8 protein-coding genes are annotated in these 16795 nt (G+C 69.0%); 4 read left to right on the forward strand and 4 right to left on the reverse strand.

Annotated features, from left to right (window positions below; genetic code table 11):
- Positions 1-5: 5 nt before the first annotated feature.
- Genes EER30_RS44825 through EER30_RS44835 form a run of 3 tightly spaced genes read right to left on the reverse strand, consistent with a single transcriptional unit; the run spans position 6 to position 3453 of the window.
- Positions 6-983: an ABC transporter permease gene (locus EER30_RS44825; protein WP_127508853.1), complete on the reverse strand. Its 978-nt coding sequence runs from the start codon at positions 981-983 to the stop codon at positions 6-8.
- Entirely contained in the window at positions 980-1954 is a 975-nt protein-coding gene (locus EER30_RS44830; protein ID WP_205650699.1) for an ABC transporter permease, read from the reverse strand. The genes EER30_RS44825 and EER30_RS44830 overlap by 4 nt, the downstream gene beginning before the upstream one ends.
- On the reverse strand, positions 1951-3453 hold the full coding sequence (locus EER30_RS44835) for a sugar ABC transporter ATP-binding protein (protein WP_127508856.1): 1503 nt from the start codon (positions 3451-3453) through the stop codon (positions 1951-1953). Before EER30_RS44835 ends, EER30_RS44830 begins: the two co-directional genes overlap by 4 nt.
- Before the next feature lie 289 nt (positions 3454-3742).
- On the opposite strand from EER30_RS44835, the gene EER30_RS44840 reads away from it, so the two are divergent.
- On the forward strand, positions 3743-7279 hold the full coding sequence (locus EER30_RS44840; RefSeq protein WP_127508859.1) for a ThuA domain-containing protein: 3537 nt from the start codon (positions 3743-3745) through the stop codon (positions 7277-7279).
- A gap of 51 nt (positions 7280-7330) precedes the next feature.
- Here the strand turns inward: EER30_RS44840 and EER30_RS44845 are convergent, their stop codons facing one another.
- On the reverse strand, positions 7331-8758 hold the full coding sequence (locus EER30_RS44845; protein WP_240670725.1) for a ricin-type beta-trefoil lectin domain protein: 1428 nt from the start codon (positions 8756-8758) through the stop codon (positions 7331-7333).
- Between the two features lie 501 nt (positions 8759-9259).
- On the opposite strand from EER30_RS44845, the gene EER30_RS44850 reads away from it, so the two are divergent.
- From EER30_RS44850 to EER30_RS44860, 3 genes are read left to right on the forward strand one after another with little or no spacing between them, the layout of a single operon-like run.
- Positions 9260-12088, forward strand: a complete 2829-nt coding sequence (locus EER30_RS44850) for a PQQ-dependent sugar dehydrogenase (RefSeq protein ID WP_127508867.1) — start codon at positions 9260-9262, stop codon at positions 12086-12088.
- Between the two features lie 14 nt (positions 12089-12102).
- The gene (locus EER30_RS44855; protein WP_127508870.1) at positions 12103-13803 is read left to right on the forward strand and encodes a ThuA domain-containing protein; all 1701 of its coding nucleotides are present in this window, start codon (positions 12103-12105) and stop codon (positions 13801-13803) included.
- Between the two features lie 21 nt (positions 13804-13824).
- Entirely contained in the window at positions 13825-16680 is a 2856-nt protein-coding gene (locus EER30_RS44860) for a glycosyl hydrolase family 95 catalytic domain-containing protein (protein ID WP_127508873.1), read from the forward strand.
- Positions 16681-16795: the final 115 nt, after the last annotated feature.

Raw genomic sequence — 16795 nt, forward strand, 5'->3', positions numbered from 1 at the left:
ATCTCCTAATCAGAGGGTGAACGTGCGGCCGAGACGGCGACCGCGAGCAGGATGATGGCGCCCTGGACCGCCGGTCGGACGGTTCCGGAGACGCCCGAGAAGTTCATGAGGGCGAACAACAGCTCGAGGGTGAGCGCGCCGAGCATCGCGCCGAGGACCGCTCCGCGTCCGCCGCCCAGGGCGACACCACCGAGGACCACCGCGGTGATGGCGGAGAACTCCAGTCCGCTGCCGGCCTGGAACGACACACCGCTGTAGCCGCCCAGCAGGATCGCCGCCACCCCGGCCGCGACTCCACTGAGAACAAAAGCGATCGTCCGGGTACGCGCCACGCGCACCCCGCTGAGCTCGGCGGCCCGCGGGCTGTCGCCCACGGCGACCAGGGTGCGCCCGAAGTCGGACCGCATCAGCACGATGGCCAGCAGGGCGAGCACCAGCACGACGAGCAGCGCGTACGGCACCCGGCCGAACACCGGGACGTCCTCGAAAGCGCGCCGGCCGAATCGCCGGAACTGCTCCGACAACTCGCCCTTGGGGGAACCGTCCGACCAGAAGTACACCGCCCCGACCAGGATCAGCAGCATGCCGAGGGTGGTGATGAACGACGGCACCCGCAGCCACGTGGTGATCACCCCGTTGACCAGGCCCACGAACGCCGACGAGACGATCACGAGGGCCACCACGGGCCAGGTGCGGTCCGGCTCGCCGTCGATCAGCCGGGCGGCGATCACCACCTGCGCCGTGACCAGCGAGCCGACCGACAGATCGAACTCACCGGAGACGATGACGAAGTACTGACCGGCGGCGAGCAGGATGATCGGGGCCGAGCGGCCGAGGAACGACATCAGCGACCCCGGGGCGAGGAAGCCGGGTTGCCGGATCGCGACCAGGATCAGCAGTACCCCGAGGATCACCAGGATCGGCAGCAGTCCCCCGGCGCGTACCCGGGGCAGACGCCGCAGCAGTGTGTCCCCCGTCGTCATGACCGGCCTTTCCGTATGGTGCGGCGGGCGTAGACGGCGACCGCGGCGATGATGATCACGCCTCGGACCACCTGCTTGGCGAACGAGTCGACCTCGAGCTGGTTGAAGATGGCGTCGATGCTGGCCAGCAGAAGCACGCCGCCGACCGTGCCGGCGACGCCACCGCGGCCACCGGCGAGCGCGGTGCCACCGATCACCACCGCGGCGATGGACTCAAGGTCGTAGATTCCCTCGGTGCCCACTCGCGGCGCACCGGAACCGAGGCGGGCAGCGAGATACACGCCGGCGAGCCCCGCGCACAGGGAGCACAGCACGTGGGCGGTGACCAGCACGCGCTGGTTGCGGACGCCGGAGAGCCGGGCGACCTCGGCATCCCCGCCGACGGCGAGGAGGTGGTGACCGAAACGGGTGCGGTTGAGGGCCAGCCCGGCGGCCACCGCCGCCACGAGCAGCAGCAGGAACGACACCGGCACCGGTCCGATTCGCTGGTAGCCGAGGCTCTGCACGAGACTGGGCGAGGTGGCCCCGGCCGGCCCGTCGTAGTTGCTGTCCAGGTAGCCCTTGAGCAGCAGGCCGACGCCGAGGGTGGCGATGAACGCGTTGATCCGGAACCGCGCGATGAGCAGGCCGTTGAGCAGCCCGATGCCGGCGCTGACGGCGAGCGCCAGCAGAACGCCCGGCACCAGAGCCGTGTCGCTGCCGTTCATCGTCTCGGCCGCGACGAGGGTGCTGAGGCTGACCACGTAGGCCACCGACAGGTCGAGCGAACCACCGAGGATCACGAGGGTCTGGCCGACGGCGACGAGTCCCAGACCGGCGGCGACGTGCAACAGGCTAACCATCGTGGCCTGGTTGAACAACGCGCCGCCGCGCAGCATCACGACGAGCCAGCCGATCGCGACGGTGAGGACCAGGGCCAGATACACGCCCGGTACGGGCCGCCGGGCCGCCAGCAGCGACTGGGCGCTCACGTGACCGCCCCGACCGCGAGGGCGACGACGTCCGCCTCGGACGCACCGGCGGGCAGCTCGCCGGCGATGCGGCCCTCGCGCATGACGACGATCCGGTCGCTCATCCCGAGCAGCTCTGGCAGGTCGGACGAGATCATCAGAACCGCCGCCCCGTCACGGGCGAGGCGGCGGACGACGTCGTGGATGGCCGACGTCGCGCCCACGTCGATGCCCCGGGTCGGCTCGTCGAAAAGCATGACGCGCGGGCCGAGCGCCAGCCACCGGGCGAGCACCACCTTCTGCTGGTTGCCGCCGGACAGGAAGCGGATCTCCTGGTCGACGCCGGCGCTGCGCACGTCCACGGCGCCGAGCAGATCCCGCATCCGCGCCGTACGGGCTGACCGGCCGGACCACGAGCCGCCGATCGCCCGGCCGGCGAGCAACGCGTTGTCGAGCACCGACTGGCGGGCGACGATGCCCTCGCCCTTGCGGTCCTCGCTGACGTACGCGATGCCCGCCCGCATCGCGGCCCGCGGCGAGACCACTCGGACCGGCTTGCCGTCCAGGTCAACCTGGCCGGTGGTGAACGGCGCGACGCCGAAGAGAGCCCGGGCGAGCGCGGACCGTCCCGAGCCCTGGAGGCCGCCGACCCCGACGACCTCGCCGGCCCGCAGCCGCAGATCGACGTCATGCAGCTTGCGGTTGCCGCCGCCGCGGACAGTGAGCAGGACCGGCCCGACATCGGCGGGAGCGGCCCGGCCGGGGTAGTAGCCCGACAGGTCCCGGCCGACCATGTGCCGTACCAGCTCGTCCGTAGTGGTCTGGGCGGTCCGCACTGTCGTCACCCGCCTGCCGTCCTTCAAGACGGTGATGCGCTCCGACAGGTCGAAGACCTCGGCCAGACGGTGCGAAACGTAGAGCAGCCCGATGCCCTGGTCCCGGAGCCGTCGCACGAGGGCGTAGAGGAGCTCGACCTCGTGGTCGGCCAGCGCCGCCGTGGGCTCGTCCATGATGAGCAGCCGGGCGTCGAGGGCGAGCGCCTTGGCGATCTCGACCACCTGACGCTGGGCGATGCCGAGCCGGCCGACCGGCGCGTCCACCGGCATCGGGCCCGCGCCCATCGAGGCGAGCAGCGCCGAGGTGCGGGCGAGCATCTCGCGCCGGTCGACCAGACCCCGGCGTACCGGCTCGTGTCCTAGATAGACGTTCTCCGCGACCGTGCGATCCGGCAGCAGGGTGAACTCCTGATGGATGATCCCGATTCCGGCGCGCCGGGCTTCCCGCGGCCCCCGGAACGTCCGTGTCTCGCCGGCGAACACGACGCTGCCCTCGTCAGGCGCGTACCCACCGGAAATGATCTTCATAAGGGTCGACTTGCCCGCGCCGTTCTCCCCGACGACGGCGTGCACCTCACCGGGCGCCACGTCGAGATCGACCCCGTCGAGGACCCGTACCCCTAGAAACGACTTGCCGACGGCCCGCAGAGCCAGCAAGGGCGAACTCTCACTCGAAGTAGTCATCTACGACTGCATATGCATGCCGGGGATCGACGTCCAGCGATCGACCCTTGACAGTGAGTAAACATCACACGTATGAAGATAGATGCTTCGAAATACTTCCGCAATCATCGTCTCGGACCAGAGGTGGCGTCCACAAAGCCTTCCGGAGCGCGCCATCCGGTCGCTGGACGCCTATCCGAGGGCGGAAGGGCATGAGTCCCCAGCGTTACACCCGGATAAATTGACACATCCCCATATCACAGTCAGTAACTTTCGGGTGAACGTTAACAACCCTGACCAGGAGAGATGCATGCGTCGCTCAACACTCACCGTAGGGGTGATCGCGGGCATGCTGCTCGCGCTCGCCCTTGTGGTCCCGGCATCGGCCGCCCCGGCCTTCCGCGCCCTGCTCTTCACCAAGACCACCGGTTACCGTCACGACTCGATCGCCGCCGGCATCTCGATGTTCCAGCAGCAGGCCGCGGCCAACAACTTCGAGCTGGTCCAGAGCGAGGACGCCGGCGTCTTCACCACGGCCAACCTCGCCACCTTCGACGTGCTCATCATGTTCCAGACCTCGGGCATGGTGTGGACGTCGGCCGCCCAGCGGCAGGCGGTGGAGGGTTACCTCGCCTCCGGCAAGGGCATCGTCGCCGTCCACAACGCCACCGACATGGGCATCGAAGGCGAATACCCGTGGTGGGACCAGACGATCAACGCCGGCGCGCATATGCCGGAGCACTCCCCCGGCGTCCTGCAGGGCACCGCGATCGTGGCCGACAAGACGCATCCCTCCACCACCGGTCTGCCCGACCGCTGGGTCCGCAACGAGGAGTGGTACAACTTCGACCGCAACCCACGCGGCGACGTCCACGTCCTGGTGACCGCGGACGAACGGACCTACAACCCGGGCTCGCGCGCGATGGGCCCCGATCACCCGATCTCCTGGTGCCGCAACGCCGCCGGTGGCCGGGTGTGGGCCACCGCGATGGGCCACGCCGCCGAGTCCTACAGCGAGACGAACTTTCGCAACCACGTGCTGGGCGGGGTGAAGTGGGCCGCCGGCAACGCGCCCGGCGACTGCGGCGGGACCGTCTGGGGCAACTTCGAGAAACGCGCGCTGGACGACAACACCGCCGACCCAATGGCGCTGGCCGCCCTGCCGGACGGACGGGTCCTCTACGTCCAGCGCGGCGGACAGGTGAAGATCTTCAAGCCCACCACCAACAGCACCGTCACGGCGGGAACGCTCAGCGTCTACACCGGCGGCGAGGACGGCCTCACCGGGGTGGCGCTCGACCCGAACTTCGCCGGCAACGGGTACGTGTACCTGTACCATTCGCCCGCGAGCAGCTCGACGGACGTGAACCGGGTCTCCCGCTTCACCCTCACCGGCGACACGCTGAACGTCGCCAGTGGGGTCACCGTCATCGACGTCCCGGCGTACCGGGACCGTACCTTCCCCGAGCCGGGACACACCGGCGGATACATCGAGTTCGGTCCGGACGGCAACCTTTACATCGGCACCGGCGACGACACCCCGCCGAACCTCGACCCGAACTGGCAGGGGTACGCGCCGCTGGACTGGCGCAGCGGCAAGGCCAACCTCGACGCGGCCCGCACGGCCGGCAACACCAACGACCTGCGGGGCAAGCTGCTGCGCATCCGGCCCCAGACCGGCGGCGGCTACACCGTGCCGTCGGGGAACCTCTACCCGGCGGGAACCGCGCAAACCCGGCCGGAGATCTACGCGATGGGCTTCCGCAATCCCTTCCGCTTCTCCATCGACCCGGCCAACGGCTGGGTCTACCTGGCCGATTACGGACCCGACCGCAACCCGCCGACCACCAACCGGGGACCGGAAGGACTCGTCGAACTCAACGTGATCAAGGCCGCGGGCAACTACGGCTGGCCGTTCTGCCACGGCGACAACCAGCCCTACGCCCCCTTCAACCCCGACACCGGCGTGGTCGGCGCCAAGTTCAACTGCTCGTCACCGGTCAACAACTCCCCCAACAACACCGGACTGACCAGCCTGCGACCGGTCGTCGCGCCGAACATGTGGTACGGCTACGGCACCTCACCGACCTTCCCGGAACTCGGCTCGGGCGGCTCCGCACCGATGGGCGGACCGGTCTACCGCTACGACGCGGCCAACACCTCCGCGACGAAGTTCCCGCCCTACTACGACGGGGTTCACTTCTTCTACGAGTGGTCCCGCAACTACGTCAAGGAAGTGCACTTCGACTCCAGTACCGCGGTGACGCGTACCAACCCGTTCCTGCCGGGCGGGCAGTTCAACAAGCCGATGGACATGGAGTTCGGCCGGGACGGTTCGCTCTACCTGCTCGAGTGGGGCACCAACTTCGGCGGCGGCAACAGCGACTCCGGGCTCTACCGGATCGACTACATCCAGGGTGGACGCTCGCCGATCGCCAAGGCCACCGCGACGCCCACCAGTGGCACGGCGCCGCTGACGGTCCAGTTCAGCAGCGCGGGCACGGCCGACCCCGATCCCGGCAGCACGCTGAGCTACCAGTGGACGTTCGGTGACGGCACCACCTCCACGACCGCCAATCCCAGCCACGTCTACAGCCGCAACGGCAACTACGCCGCTCAGCTGAAGGTCACCGACAACTCCGGCAAGTCCGGCTTCGCCAACGTGGCGATCACGGTCGGCAACACCGCCCCGGTCGTCACCATCACCACCCCAGCCAGCGGCGGCATGCTGAACTTCGGGGACAAGGTGTCGTACTCGGTCACCGTCACCGACCCGGGCGGCGCCGCGGTCGACTGTTCCAAGGTCATCGTCAATCCCGCCCTCGGGCACGACGACCACGCGCACGAGACGACCGAATATCCGGGCTGCTCCGGCACCATCTCCACGGACCTGCTCGGCGGGCACCCCGACGGCGCCAACCTCTTCTACGTCCTCAACGCGCGGTACACCGACAACGGGGGCGAGGGCGGCGCGGCCCCGCTGACCGGCTACGGCCAGGCGATCCTGCAACCCAAGCACAAGCAGAGCGAGTACTACTCCAGCCAGTCCGGGACCCGGGTCGTCGACCAGTCCGGCGCGGAGAGCACCAAACGCATCGGCGACATCTCCACCGGCGACTGGGTGGCCTTCACCCCGATGAGCCTGGCCGGCATCTCCACGGTCAGCTATCGGGTCTCGTCCCCGTCGGGCGGTGGGTCGATCGAGCTGCGAGCCGGCTCGCCCACCGGCACCCTGCTCGCCACCACCACGGTGCCCAGCACCGGCGGCTGGGACAACTACCAGTCCACAGCACCGGTGAGCGTCACCGGCGGCGGCGGAACCCAGACGCTCTACATGGTGTTCCGCAACGGCGGGTTCGACCTCGACTCGCACACCTTCGGCGGGAACGGCGTCGGGGTGCCGAGCGCCGGCGGCGTGGCCGGAAAGACCTGGACGCTCACCGCCGTGCACAGCGGCAAGCTGATGGACGTCAGCGGCGTCTCCACCGCCGACGGCGCCCAGATCAACCAGTGGGCAGCCACCGGCGGCACGAACCAGAGATGGCAGGCGGTGGACGCCGGCGGCGGCGCCGTCACGCTGAAAGCGGTGCACAGCGGCAAGTGCGCGGAAGTGATCGGCGGCTCCACGGCGGCGGGCGCATTCCTGCAACAGGCCACCTGCACCAGCGGCAACCAGCAGAAGTTCACCGCCGTGCCGACCGGGACGTCCGGTGTCTACAACGTACGCAGCGTGATGAGCGGGCTCTGCGTCGACGTCAACGGCGCGGCGACCACTGACGGGGCGCGGCTTCTGCAGTGGACCTGCCAGAACTCGGCGAACCAGCAGTGGCGGTTCACCCAGGTGTGACGAACGGAGGACGGGGCGGGTGTGACCCGCCCCGTCCTGCGCGGCGGTCGGCTACGCGCGGGACCAGGACTGGTTGGATCCGCCCGTGCAGTCCCACAACTGAATGCGCGTGCCGTTCGCGGTGCCGTTCTGCGTCACATCGAGGCAGCGCCCGGAGGCCACTCCGGTGACGGTGCCATTGCCGTTGACGCTCCACTGCTGGTTGGTGCCACCGTTGCAGTCGTAGATGACGACCGGTGTGCCGTTGGCGGTTCCCCGGCCGCGGGCGTCGAGGCACTTGGTGCCGTAGACCCGCAGTTCCCGGGCGGAAGTGCCGGTCCACTGCTGGTTCGTGCCGCCGTTGCAGTCATAAATAGCGACCTGTGTGTTGTTGGCGGTGCCGGCGCCAGGAACGTCGAGACAACGACCCGAGCCGCCGTTGCGGAGCCGATTGCCGGGCACCGGGTCGGTGCCGGTGAGGCCCCACGCGTACCGGAGCCGTCCGGCGCCCGTGACGTTCGGAGTGGTCAGGGTCAGGTTGGTGCCGCTGCCCTGCAGCTTCTGCATGGCGTACCAGTCGTCGTTCTGCCCGGCGGTGATCTTGCCGCCGATACCGGGCCAGTAGACGGAGCCCATGCCGAGCTCGCGCAGCACCTGGGTGGTGGCGCGGAAATAGCGGACGAAGTTGTCGGAGCTGGTGGTGTCGTCGTAGTTGAGGCCGGTGTCCATGGGGGCACCGAACTCGTCGATGACGGTTCGGTCGGCGCAGGTGCCGATGGCATCGCGGAGGAAGTTCACCCACCCGTCGTACGTCTTCGCGCCGCTGAAGAACGTGTAGTGGTGCAGGGACAGGTACGTCCCCTCGAAGCGGCTGTCGGCGCACATCGTCTTGATGTCCTGGTTCAAGCCGGAACCGCTGATGAACACACGGTTGCGGGGCACCGACGGTCGCGCGGCGAGCCACGCGGCGGCCACATTCTTCCAGTCGGCCGCGCTGTAGCCGGCCGGCTCGTTCATCGGCTCGAAGTAGACCAGCGGGTCGGCGCCGTACTTGGCCACGACGGTGTTCCACATCGTGTTGAAGGCGGCGGTGTCGGTGACCCGGCCACCGGAGGACGCCCGGCCGTCGTCCCAGAACGAGAGGATGACCTTCATGCCGCGGGCGGTCGCCGAGTCCATGACGCCGGTGTAGGAATTCCACCACGCCGTGCCGACGGAGGCGGTGTTGATCGGCAGCCGGACGGTGTTCGCGCCGAGGTTGCGCTCGAAGCCGGCGAGGACGGCGTCCGCCTTGGCGCGGACGGTGGCGTAACTGTCACTGCTGCTCAACCCGTACAGGACCAGCGGTTCTCCGGTGAAGTTGTCGCCGGCACGGGCCCAGTTGACGCCCCGGAACTGGCTCGTCGCGGCCGACGCGCTCGGTGCGGCGGCCACCAGGACCAGCGGGACAGCCGCCAGCGCTGTCACGGCCCCGGCCAGCGCCGCGACGAGGCGCCTCACCGCCGGCCGTCCGATCCGGCGGCGCCGAGCCGGAGGATGCGCCACGGGACGAACTGTGGCCGGTACAGCGGTTTCGGCTGCTCGGGAACCCGTCAATCGTCGTCGGATCATGATGCTCCCTGTCGGGTGGTGGGAACGCGCGCTCGGCGCGGACCGTGAGCATTGACTGGTTTCTATCTGATGTCTATCGTATGACGTCACATGAATGTTTGACCCAGCAGGACGCTCCGGACGCTCTTCGCTGACCGTCAACAGCATGTTAACGTTAACATTTCTTGATCTGAAGACTGCGGCGATGGTGACAAGGACTGCCGCCGCACGCATCACTGCGGGTTCACCGCAGCCTCAGTGCCGGTCGCACCCAAGGCAGCGCCCACCGGGCGTACCGGCCGGTCCGGCATTTACCGGTAGGGCTCGGCTCGACGGCATGACAGATCCAACCCCCCGACGCCTAGGCGCCACGTCCGAATCTGAAGCTGACGACCAAAGGTGTGACCGTCCATGAGAAAACGTGTGATGGCGGCGGTAACGACCGCCGTTCTTTCGGCCGCCGGCATAGTGGCGACCACTCTCGGCCCCGGGTCGCCGGCCGCCGCCCACCCGGTCAACGCGGCCGACTTCCAGCAGGTCGAGCTGGCCCGAGGGGTGGGCGAGATGGGCGAGCCGATGTCGATGGCGGTGCTGCCGGACCGCTCGGTGCTCCACACCGCCCGCAACGGCGTGCTGCGCCGGACCACCGCCGCCGGGGTCACCACCGTGATCGGCACCCTGCCGGTCTACACGCACGACGAGGAGGGCCTGCAGGGCGTGGGGGTGGATCCGGGTTTCTCCAGCAACCGGTTCATCTACCTGTTCCACGCACCGCCGTTGTCCACTCCCAGCGGTGACGCGCCGGCAACCGGTACGGACTTCTCCTCGTGGAACGGGGTGAACCGGCTGTCCCGGTTCACCCTCAACGCCGACTACACCCTCAACACGGGCAGCCAGGCGACCGTTCTGGAAGTGGCGACCAACCGCGGCATGTGCTGCCACGTCGGCGGCGACATCGACTTCGACGCGGCCGGGAACCTTTACCTGTCCACAGGGGACGACTCGAATCCGTTCGACTCCAGTGGTTACACGCCCATCGACGAGCGCACCAATCGCAATCCGGTCTACGACGCTCAGCGCAGTGCGGGCAACACCAACGACCTCCGCGGCAAGGTGCTGCGGATCAAGGTGAACCCGGACGCGACGTACTCGATCCCCTCGGGCAACCTGTTCCCGCCCGGCACCGCCCGGACCCGGCCGGAGATCTTTGCGATGGGCCTGCGCAACCCGTTCCGGCTCAGCGTCGACAAGTCGAGCGGTGCGGTGTACGTCGCCGACTACGGACCCGACGCCGGCACGACCAGCTCGACGCGCGGACCGGCGGGCCAGGTGGAGTTCAACCGGATCACCTCGGCCGGCAACTACGGCTGGCCCTACTGCACCGGCTCGAACACGACGTCGGAGACCTACGTCGACTACACGTTCCCGTCCGGACCGTCGGGGAACCGGTTCAACTGCGCCGCGCCGGTCAACAACTCCCCGCGCAACACGGGGCTGACCAACCTGCCGGCGGCGCGCCCGGCGTGGATCAAGTACGACAACTGCTCGCTGGCCGCGTTCGGTTGCGGCTCGGAGTCGCCGATGGGCGGCGCGGTGTACCGCTACGACGCCGCCAACCCGTCCACGGTCAAGTTCCCGGCCGCACTCGACGGGCACTACTTCGCGATGGAGTTCGGCCGGCGCTGGATCAAGAGCATTGACGTCAACGCCGACGGGTCGGCCGGGCAGATCAGCGAGTTCCCGTGGCGTGGCACCCAGATCATGGACAGCGCCTTCGGCCCCGACGGAGCCCTCTACGTGCTGGACTACGGCACCGGCTGGGGCAGCGGCGACGCGAGTTCCGCCCTGTACCGCATCGAATACAACGGGGCCGGCAACAACCAGGCCCCGATCGCCCGCGTCGCGGCCAACCCCTCGTCCGGCGCCGCACCACTGACCGTCAGCTTCTCCTCGAGCGGCTCGTCCGATCCCGAAGGCGGGGCTCTGACCTACTCCTGGAACTTCGGTGACGGCAGCACCTCGTCGGCGGCCAATCCCAGCCACACCTACGCCAGTACCGGCCAGCGCACGGTGACGCTCACCGTGACCGATCCCGCCGGTCTCACCGCCACCGCCTCGACAACAGTCACGGTCGGCAACACCGCCCCCACGGTCGTGCTGAACACGCCGATCGACGGGGCACTCTTCGCCTTCGGCGACAGCGTGCCGTACACGATCACGGTGTCGGATCCCGAAGACGGCACCGTCGACTGCACCCGGGTGAAGCTGAGCTACCTGCTCGGCCACGACGACCACGCCCATCCGATCAGCTCGCGCACCGGATGCTCGGGAACGCTGCCGATCCCGGTGGACGGCGAGCACGACACGGCGGCCAACCTGTTCGCGGTGCTCGACGCGGAATACACCGACCAAGGCGCCAACGGCCAGCCCGCGCTGACCACCCGTACGCAGAAGATCCTCCAGCCCCGGCACCGGCAGGCCGAGCATCGCAGCACCCAGTCCGGCACCTCCCTGTTCAGCAAGGCGACCGCGGAGGGCGGTCAGACGGTCGGCGACATCCAGAACGGCGACTGGATCGCGTTCCAGCGATACTCGCTCGCGGGCGAGAGCCGGTTCACGGCCCGGGTCTCGTCGGGCGGCACCGGCGGCACGCTCGCGGTGCGCGCCGGATCGGCCACCGGCACGGTCCTCGGGTCCGTCACGGTGCCGACCACCGGCAGCTGGGAAACCTTCACCGACGTGTCGACGACCCTGTCCGGGGCGCCGTCCGGCACCACCACGCTGTACCTGACGTTCAGCGGCGGCTCCGGGACGCTGTTCGACGTGGACGCGTTCACGATCGGCACGGCGCCGAGCAGCGGAGGCACCGGCCGGATCGTCGGCGCGAGCGGTTCGTGTGTCGACGTCAACGGCGCCAGCTCCGCCGACGGCACCAAGATTCAGCTCTGGACCTGCGGCACCGGCACCAACCAGCAGTGGACCCGCAACGGCAACACCTGGCGGTCACTGGGCAAGTGCATGGGCGTGGCCGGCGGCGCGACCGCCGACGGCAGCCTGGTGCAGCTGTCGACCTGCAACGGCTCCGGCGCGCAGAACTGGACGTCGGGGACCAACGGATCCCTGGTCAACACCGGCTCAGGCAAGTGTCTGGACGCCAACGGCGGCAGCTCCGCCAACGGCACCCAGCTGATCATCTGGACCTGCCACGGCGGCACCAACCAACGCTGGACCCTGCCATGAGAGGAATCCCGGCCATGCGACCACTTACCCGCACACTCCTGGGCGCGGCAGCAGCAGTGCTGCTGACCGTCGTCGGCACCGGCGGAACACCGGCGTACGCCGCCGACGCACCGTACGACGTGTTGGTGTTCTCCAAGACGGCCGGCTTCCGGCACGACGCGATCCCGGCCGGCATCCAGTTGATCCGTGATCTGGGCGCGGCGAACAGCTTCACGGTGACCGCGACCGAGGACTCCAACCAGTTCACCGCGACCAACCTGGCCCAGTTCGAGGCGGTCGTCTTCCTCAACACCACCGGCGACGTGCTCAACAGCACCCAGCAGACCGCCTTCGAGAACTACATCCGGGCCGGCGGCGGATACGTCGGAGTGCACTCGGCGTCGGACACCGAATACGACTGGTCGTTCTACGGTCAGCTGGTCGGGGCCTACTTCTCCTCGCACCCGGCGATCCAGCAGGCGACCGTACGGGTGGAGGACCGAGCGCACGCGGCGACCGCCGGGCTGGGGACGAGCGTGGCGCGCACCGACGAGTGGTACAACTTCCGCACCAATCCCCGATCGTCGGCCCGGGTGCTGTCGTCCCTGGACGAGTCGAGCTATTCCGGCGGCACGATGGGCGGCGACCACCCGCACACCTGGTGCAAGACCTACCAGGGCGGGCGCTCGTTCTACACCGGAAGCGGGCACACCCAGGCCAGCTACACCGAGGCGGGCTTCCGGGCGCTGATCCTCGGCGGCATCCGGTACGCGGCCAACCGCACCAAGGCCGACTGCCGGCCGGAGACCGGTTACACCAGTCTTTACAACGGTTCCACCACCGGTTGGTCCCAGGCCGGACCGGGCGCGTTCAGCAACAGCAACGGAACGCTGACCTCGTCCGGTGGGCTGGGCATGCTGTGGTACAGCACCAAGGAGTTCCGCTCCTACTCGTTGAAGCTCGACTGGATGATGCCGGGCGACGACAACTCCGGCGTCGTGATCGGGTTCCCGGCCGGCAGCGACCCGGACGCGGCCATGGCGAACGGGTACGAGGTGCAGATCGACGCCACCGACTCGGCGGACCGGACCACCGGCGCGGTGTACGGGGTCAAGTCGGCCGACATCGCCGCCCGCGACGCGGCGCTGAACCCACCGGGTGAGTGGAACACCTACGAGCTGCTGGTCGAGGGGGAACGGCTGCGGGTCTTCCTGAACGGCGTCGTCGTCAACGACTTCACCAACACGGATCCCGCGCGGTCGCTGACCTCCGGCTACCTCGGCATCCAGAACCACGGCACCGGTGACGACGTGTCGTTCCGCAACATCCGGATCAAGGAGTCGGGCGGTACGACTCCCCGGACCGGCCCGATCACCAGCGCCGGCGGCAAGTGCGTCGACGTCAACGGCGCCAGCTCCGCCGACGGCACGAAGATTCAGCTGTGGCGCTGCGCCGGCAGCTCGAACCAGCAGTGGACGGTCAACGGGAACACCCTGCGCTCGCTCAACAAGTGCATGGGCGTCGCCGGCGGCAGCACCGCGAACGGCGGGCTGGTCCAGTTGTCGACGTGCAACGGCTCCGGCGGCCAGAACTGGACCCCGGGAACCAACGGCTCCCTGGTCAACCCCCAGTCGGGCAAATGCCTGGACGCCAACGGTGCCGGCACCGCGGACGGGACCCAACTGATCATCTGGACCTGCCACGGCGCCGCCAACCAGCGCTGGACCCTTCCGTAATGCGCCGTGGGGAGACATCACATGACTGACATGACACGCCGGAAACTCCTCGCCGCCGGGGTGGCCGGGGCCGGGGCCGCACTGCTGCCGACCGGGTGGACCGCGGCCGCCAAGGCCGGTGCGGCGCCACCGGCGGGTGTGCTGGCGGCCGGGGACCTGGCTCTCTGGTACGACGAGCCCGCGGGAACGGACTGGCTGCGGGCCCTGCCCGTCGGAAACGGGCGACTCGGGGCCATGGTGTTCGGCAACATCGACACCGAACGGCTCCAGCTCAACGAGGACACCGTCTGGGCGGGCGGTCCCTACGACTCGGCCAACACCCGGGGCGCGGCCAACCTGGCGGAGATCCGGCGACGGGTGTTCGCCGACCAGTGGACCTCGGCCCAGGATCTGATCAACCAGACGATGCTCGGCAACCCCGTCGGGCAGCTGGCGTACCAGCCGGTCGGCAACCTCCGCCTCGCCGTCGGCAGCGCGTCCGGCGCATCGCAGTACAACCGGACGCTCGACCTGACCACCGCCACGGCGACCACCACGTACGTGCTGAACGGCGTGCGCTATCAGCGGGACGTCTTCGCGAGCGCGCCGGACCAGGTGGTGGTGGTCCGGCTGACGGCCGACCGCGCGAATGCGATCACCTTCAACGCGACATTCGACAGTCCACAGCGGACGACCGTGTCCAGTCCCGACTCCACGACGATCGCGCTCGACGGCATCTCCGGCGATATGGAGGGCATCGCCGGCTCGGTCCGGTTCCTCGCCCTGGCCGGCGCGAGCGTCACCGGGGGCACGGTCAGCAGCTCCGGCGGCACGCTGCGGGTCTCCGGAGCCACGAGCGTCACCGTGCTGGTGTCCATCGGCTCCAGCTACGTCAACTACCGCACGGTCAACGGTGACTACCAGGGCATCGCGCGACGGCACCTCGCCGCCGCCCGCACCGTCGGCTTCGACCAGCTGCGCGCCCGGCACGTGGCCGACCACCAGGCGCTCTTCAACCGGGTGACGATCGACCTGGGGCGCACGACGGCGGCCGATCAGACCACCGACGTGCGGATCGCCCAGCATGCGAGCGTCAACGACCCGCAGTTGTCGGCCCTGCTGTTCCAGTACGGCCGTTACCTGCTGATCGCCTCCTCGCGGCCGGGCAGCCAGCCGGCCAATCTGCAGGGCATCTGGAACCAGGAGATGGCCCCGTCCTGGGATTCCAAATACACCATCAACGCGAACCTGCCGATGAACTATTGGCCGGCCGACACCACGAACCTGTCCGAGTGTTTCCTGCCGGTCTTCGACATGATCAGGGATCTGGCGGTGACCGGGGCTCGCACGGCCAGCGTGCAGTACGGCGCGGGCGGCTGGGTGACCCATCACAACACCGACGCCTGGCGCGGGTCGTCGGTCGTCGACGGCGCGCTGTGGGGCATGTGGCAGACCGGCGGCGCCTGGCTTTCCACGATGATCTGGGACCACCACCTGTTCACCGGGGACGTCGAGTTCCTCCGCGCCAACTATCCGGCGATGAAGGGCGCCGCGCAGTTCTTCCTCGACTCGCTGGTGACCCACCCGACACTCGGACATCTGGTCACCAACCCCTCGAACTCCCCCGAGCTGCCCCACCACTCGAACGCCAGCGTCTGCGCCGGACCGACGATGGACAACCAGATCCTGCGCGATCTGTTCAACGGCGTCGCTCGCGCCGGCGAGGTCCTCGGGGTCGACTCCACCTTCCGTACCCAGGTCCTGGCGGCCCGGGACCGGCTGGCACCGACCAAGGTCGGCTCACGCGGCAACATCCAGGAGTGGCTCGCCGACTGGGTGGAGACCGAGCGCACGCACCGGCACGTCTCCCACCTGTACGGCCTGCATCCGAGCAACCAGATCACCCGGCGAGGAACGCCCCAGCTGTACCAGGCCGCGCGTCAGACGCTGGAACTGCGCGGCGACGACGGGACCGGTTGGTCGCTCGCCTGGAAAATCAACTATTGGGCACGGCTGGAGGACGGTGCGCGCGCCCACAAACTCATCCGCGACCTGGTGCGGACCGACCGGCTCGCGCCGAACATGTTCGACCTGCACCCCCCGTTCCAGATCGACGGCAACTTCGGCGCCACCTCCGGGATCGCCGAAATGTTGCTGCACAGCCACAACGGCGAGCTGCACGTGCTGCCCGCGCTGCCGTCGGCCTGGCCCAGCGGCAGCTTCACCGGCCTGCGCGGCCGGGGCGGACACACGGTCGGCGCCTCCTGGAGCAGCACCAGCACCGAACTCGTCATCACCCCGGACCGCGCCGGCACGGTCCGGGTCCGCAGCCGGATCTTCACCGGCACCTTCGAAATGCGCGACGAGACGAGCGGCGCCGCGGTGCAGCCGACGCGCATCGAGGCCGACCTTGTCCAGTTCACCGGCCAGGCCGGACACACCTACCGCGCGTCGGCCGCACCGTCGGGACCGGTGGAGACCGGCGTGAACTACCGGCTGGTGGCCCAGCACAGCGGGAAGGCCGCCGACATCAACGGTGCGTCGACCGCCGCCGGCGCGCAACTGATCCAGTGGCAGGCCACCAGCGCCCTCAACCAGCGGTTCGATTTTCTGTCCTCCGACGGTGGCTACTACCGGATCCGGGCCCGGCACAGTGGTCTGGTGCTGCAGGTCGCCGGGACCGGAACCGGCGCCGACATCACCCAGCAGACCGACGCCAACACCACCAGCCAGCAGTGGCGGGTGGAGGACCAGGGCGGCGGAGTGGTCCGGCTGCTCAACCGCCAGAGCGGATTGGCCATGGACGTGTGGCAGGCCGCCACCGCCGACGGCGCACGCATCTCCCAGTGGACCCCCGGTGGCGGCGCCAACCAGCGTTTCCTGCTCCAGCGCATCTAGTCCTGGACTTCGCACATGCTTTGGAGTGAATGCCCGTCACTCTGATCATGATCGATGTGTTGGTCTGGGTATGGGTGTGACAGGTGCTCCACGTCGTAGTGCTGTGCGTCCTCGT

The sequence above is a fragment of the Actinoplanes solisilvae genome, from assembly GCF_003999975.1.
In the GTDB taxonomy this organism is placed as follows: domain Bacteria; phylum Actinomycetota; class Actinomycetes; order Mycobacteriales; family Micromonosporaceae; genus Actinoplanes; species Actinoplanes solisilvae.

What these genes read in the sequence shown, in the direction of transcription:
- EER30_RS44835 (WP_127508856.1), bottom strand. Translation starts at nt 3,453, where the DNA reads ATGACTACTTCGAGTGAGAGTTCGCCCTTGCTGGCTCTGCGGGCCGTC.
- EER30_RS44855 (WP_127508870.1), top strand. Translation starts at nt 12,103, where the DNA reads ATGCGACCACTTACCCGCACACTCCTGGGCGCGGCAGCAGCAGTGCTG.
- EER30_RS44850 (WP_127508867.1), top strand. Translation starts at nt 9,260, where the DNA reads ATGAGAAAACGTGTGATGGCGGCGGTAACGACCGCCGTTCTTTCGGCC.
- EER30_RS44825 (WP_127508853.1), bottom strand. Translation starts at nt 983, where the DNA reads ATGACGACGGGGGACACACTGCTGCGGCGTCTGCCCCGGGTACGCGCC.
- EER30_RS44840 (WP_127508859.1), top strand. Translation starts at nt 3,743, where the DNA reads ATGCGTCGCTCAACACTCACCGTAGGGGTGATCGCGGGCATGCTGCTC.
- EER30_RS44860 (WP_127508873.1), top strand. Translation starts at nt 13,825, where the DNA reads ATGACTGACATGACACGCCGGAAACTCCTCGCCGCCGGGGTGGCCGGG.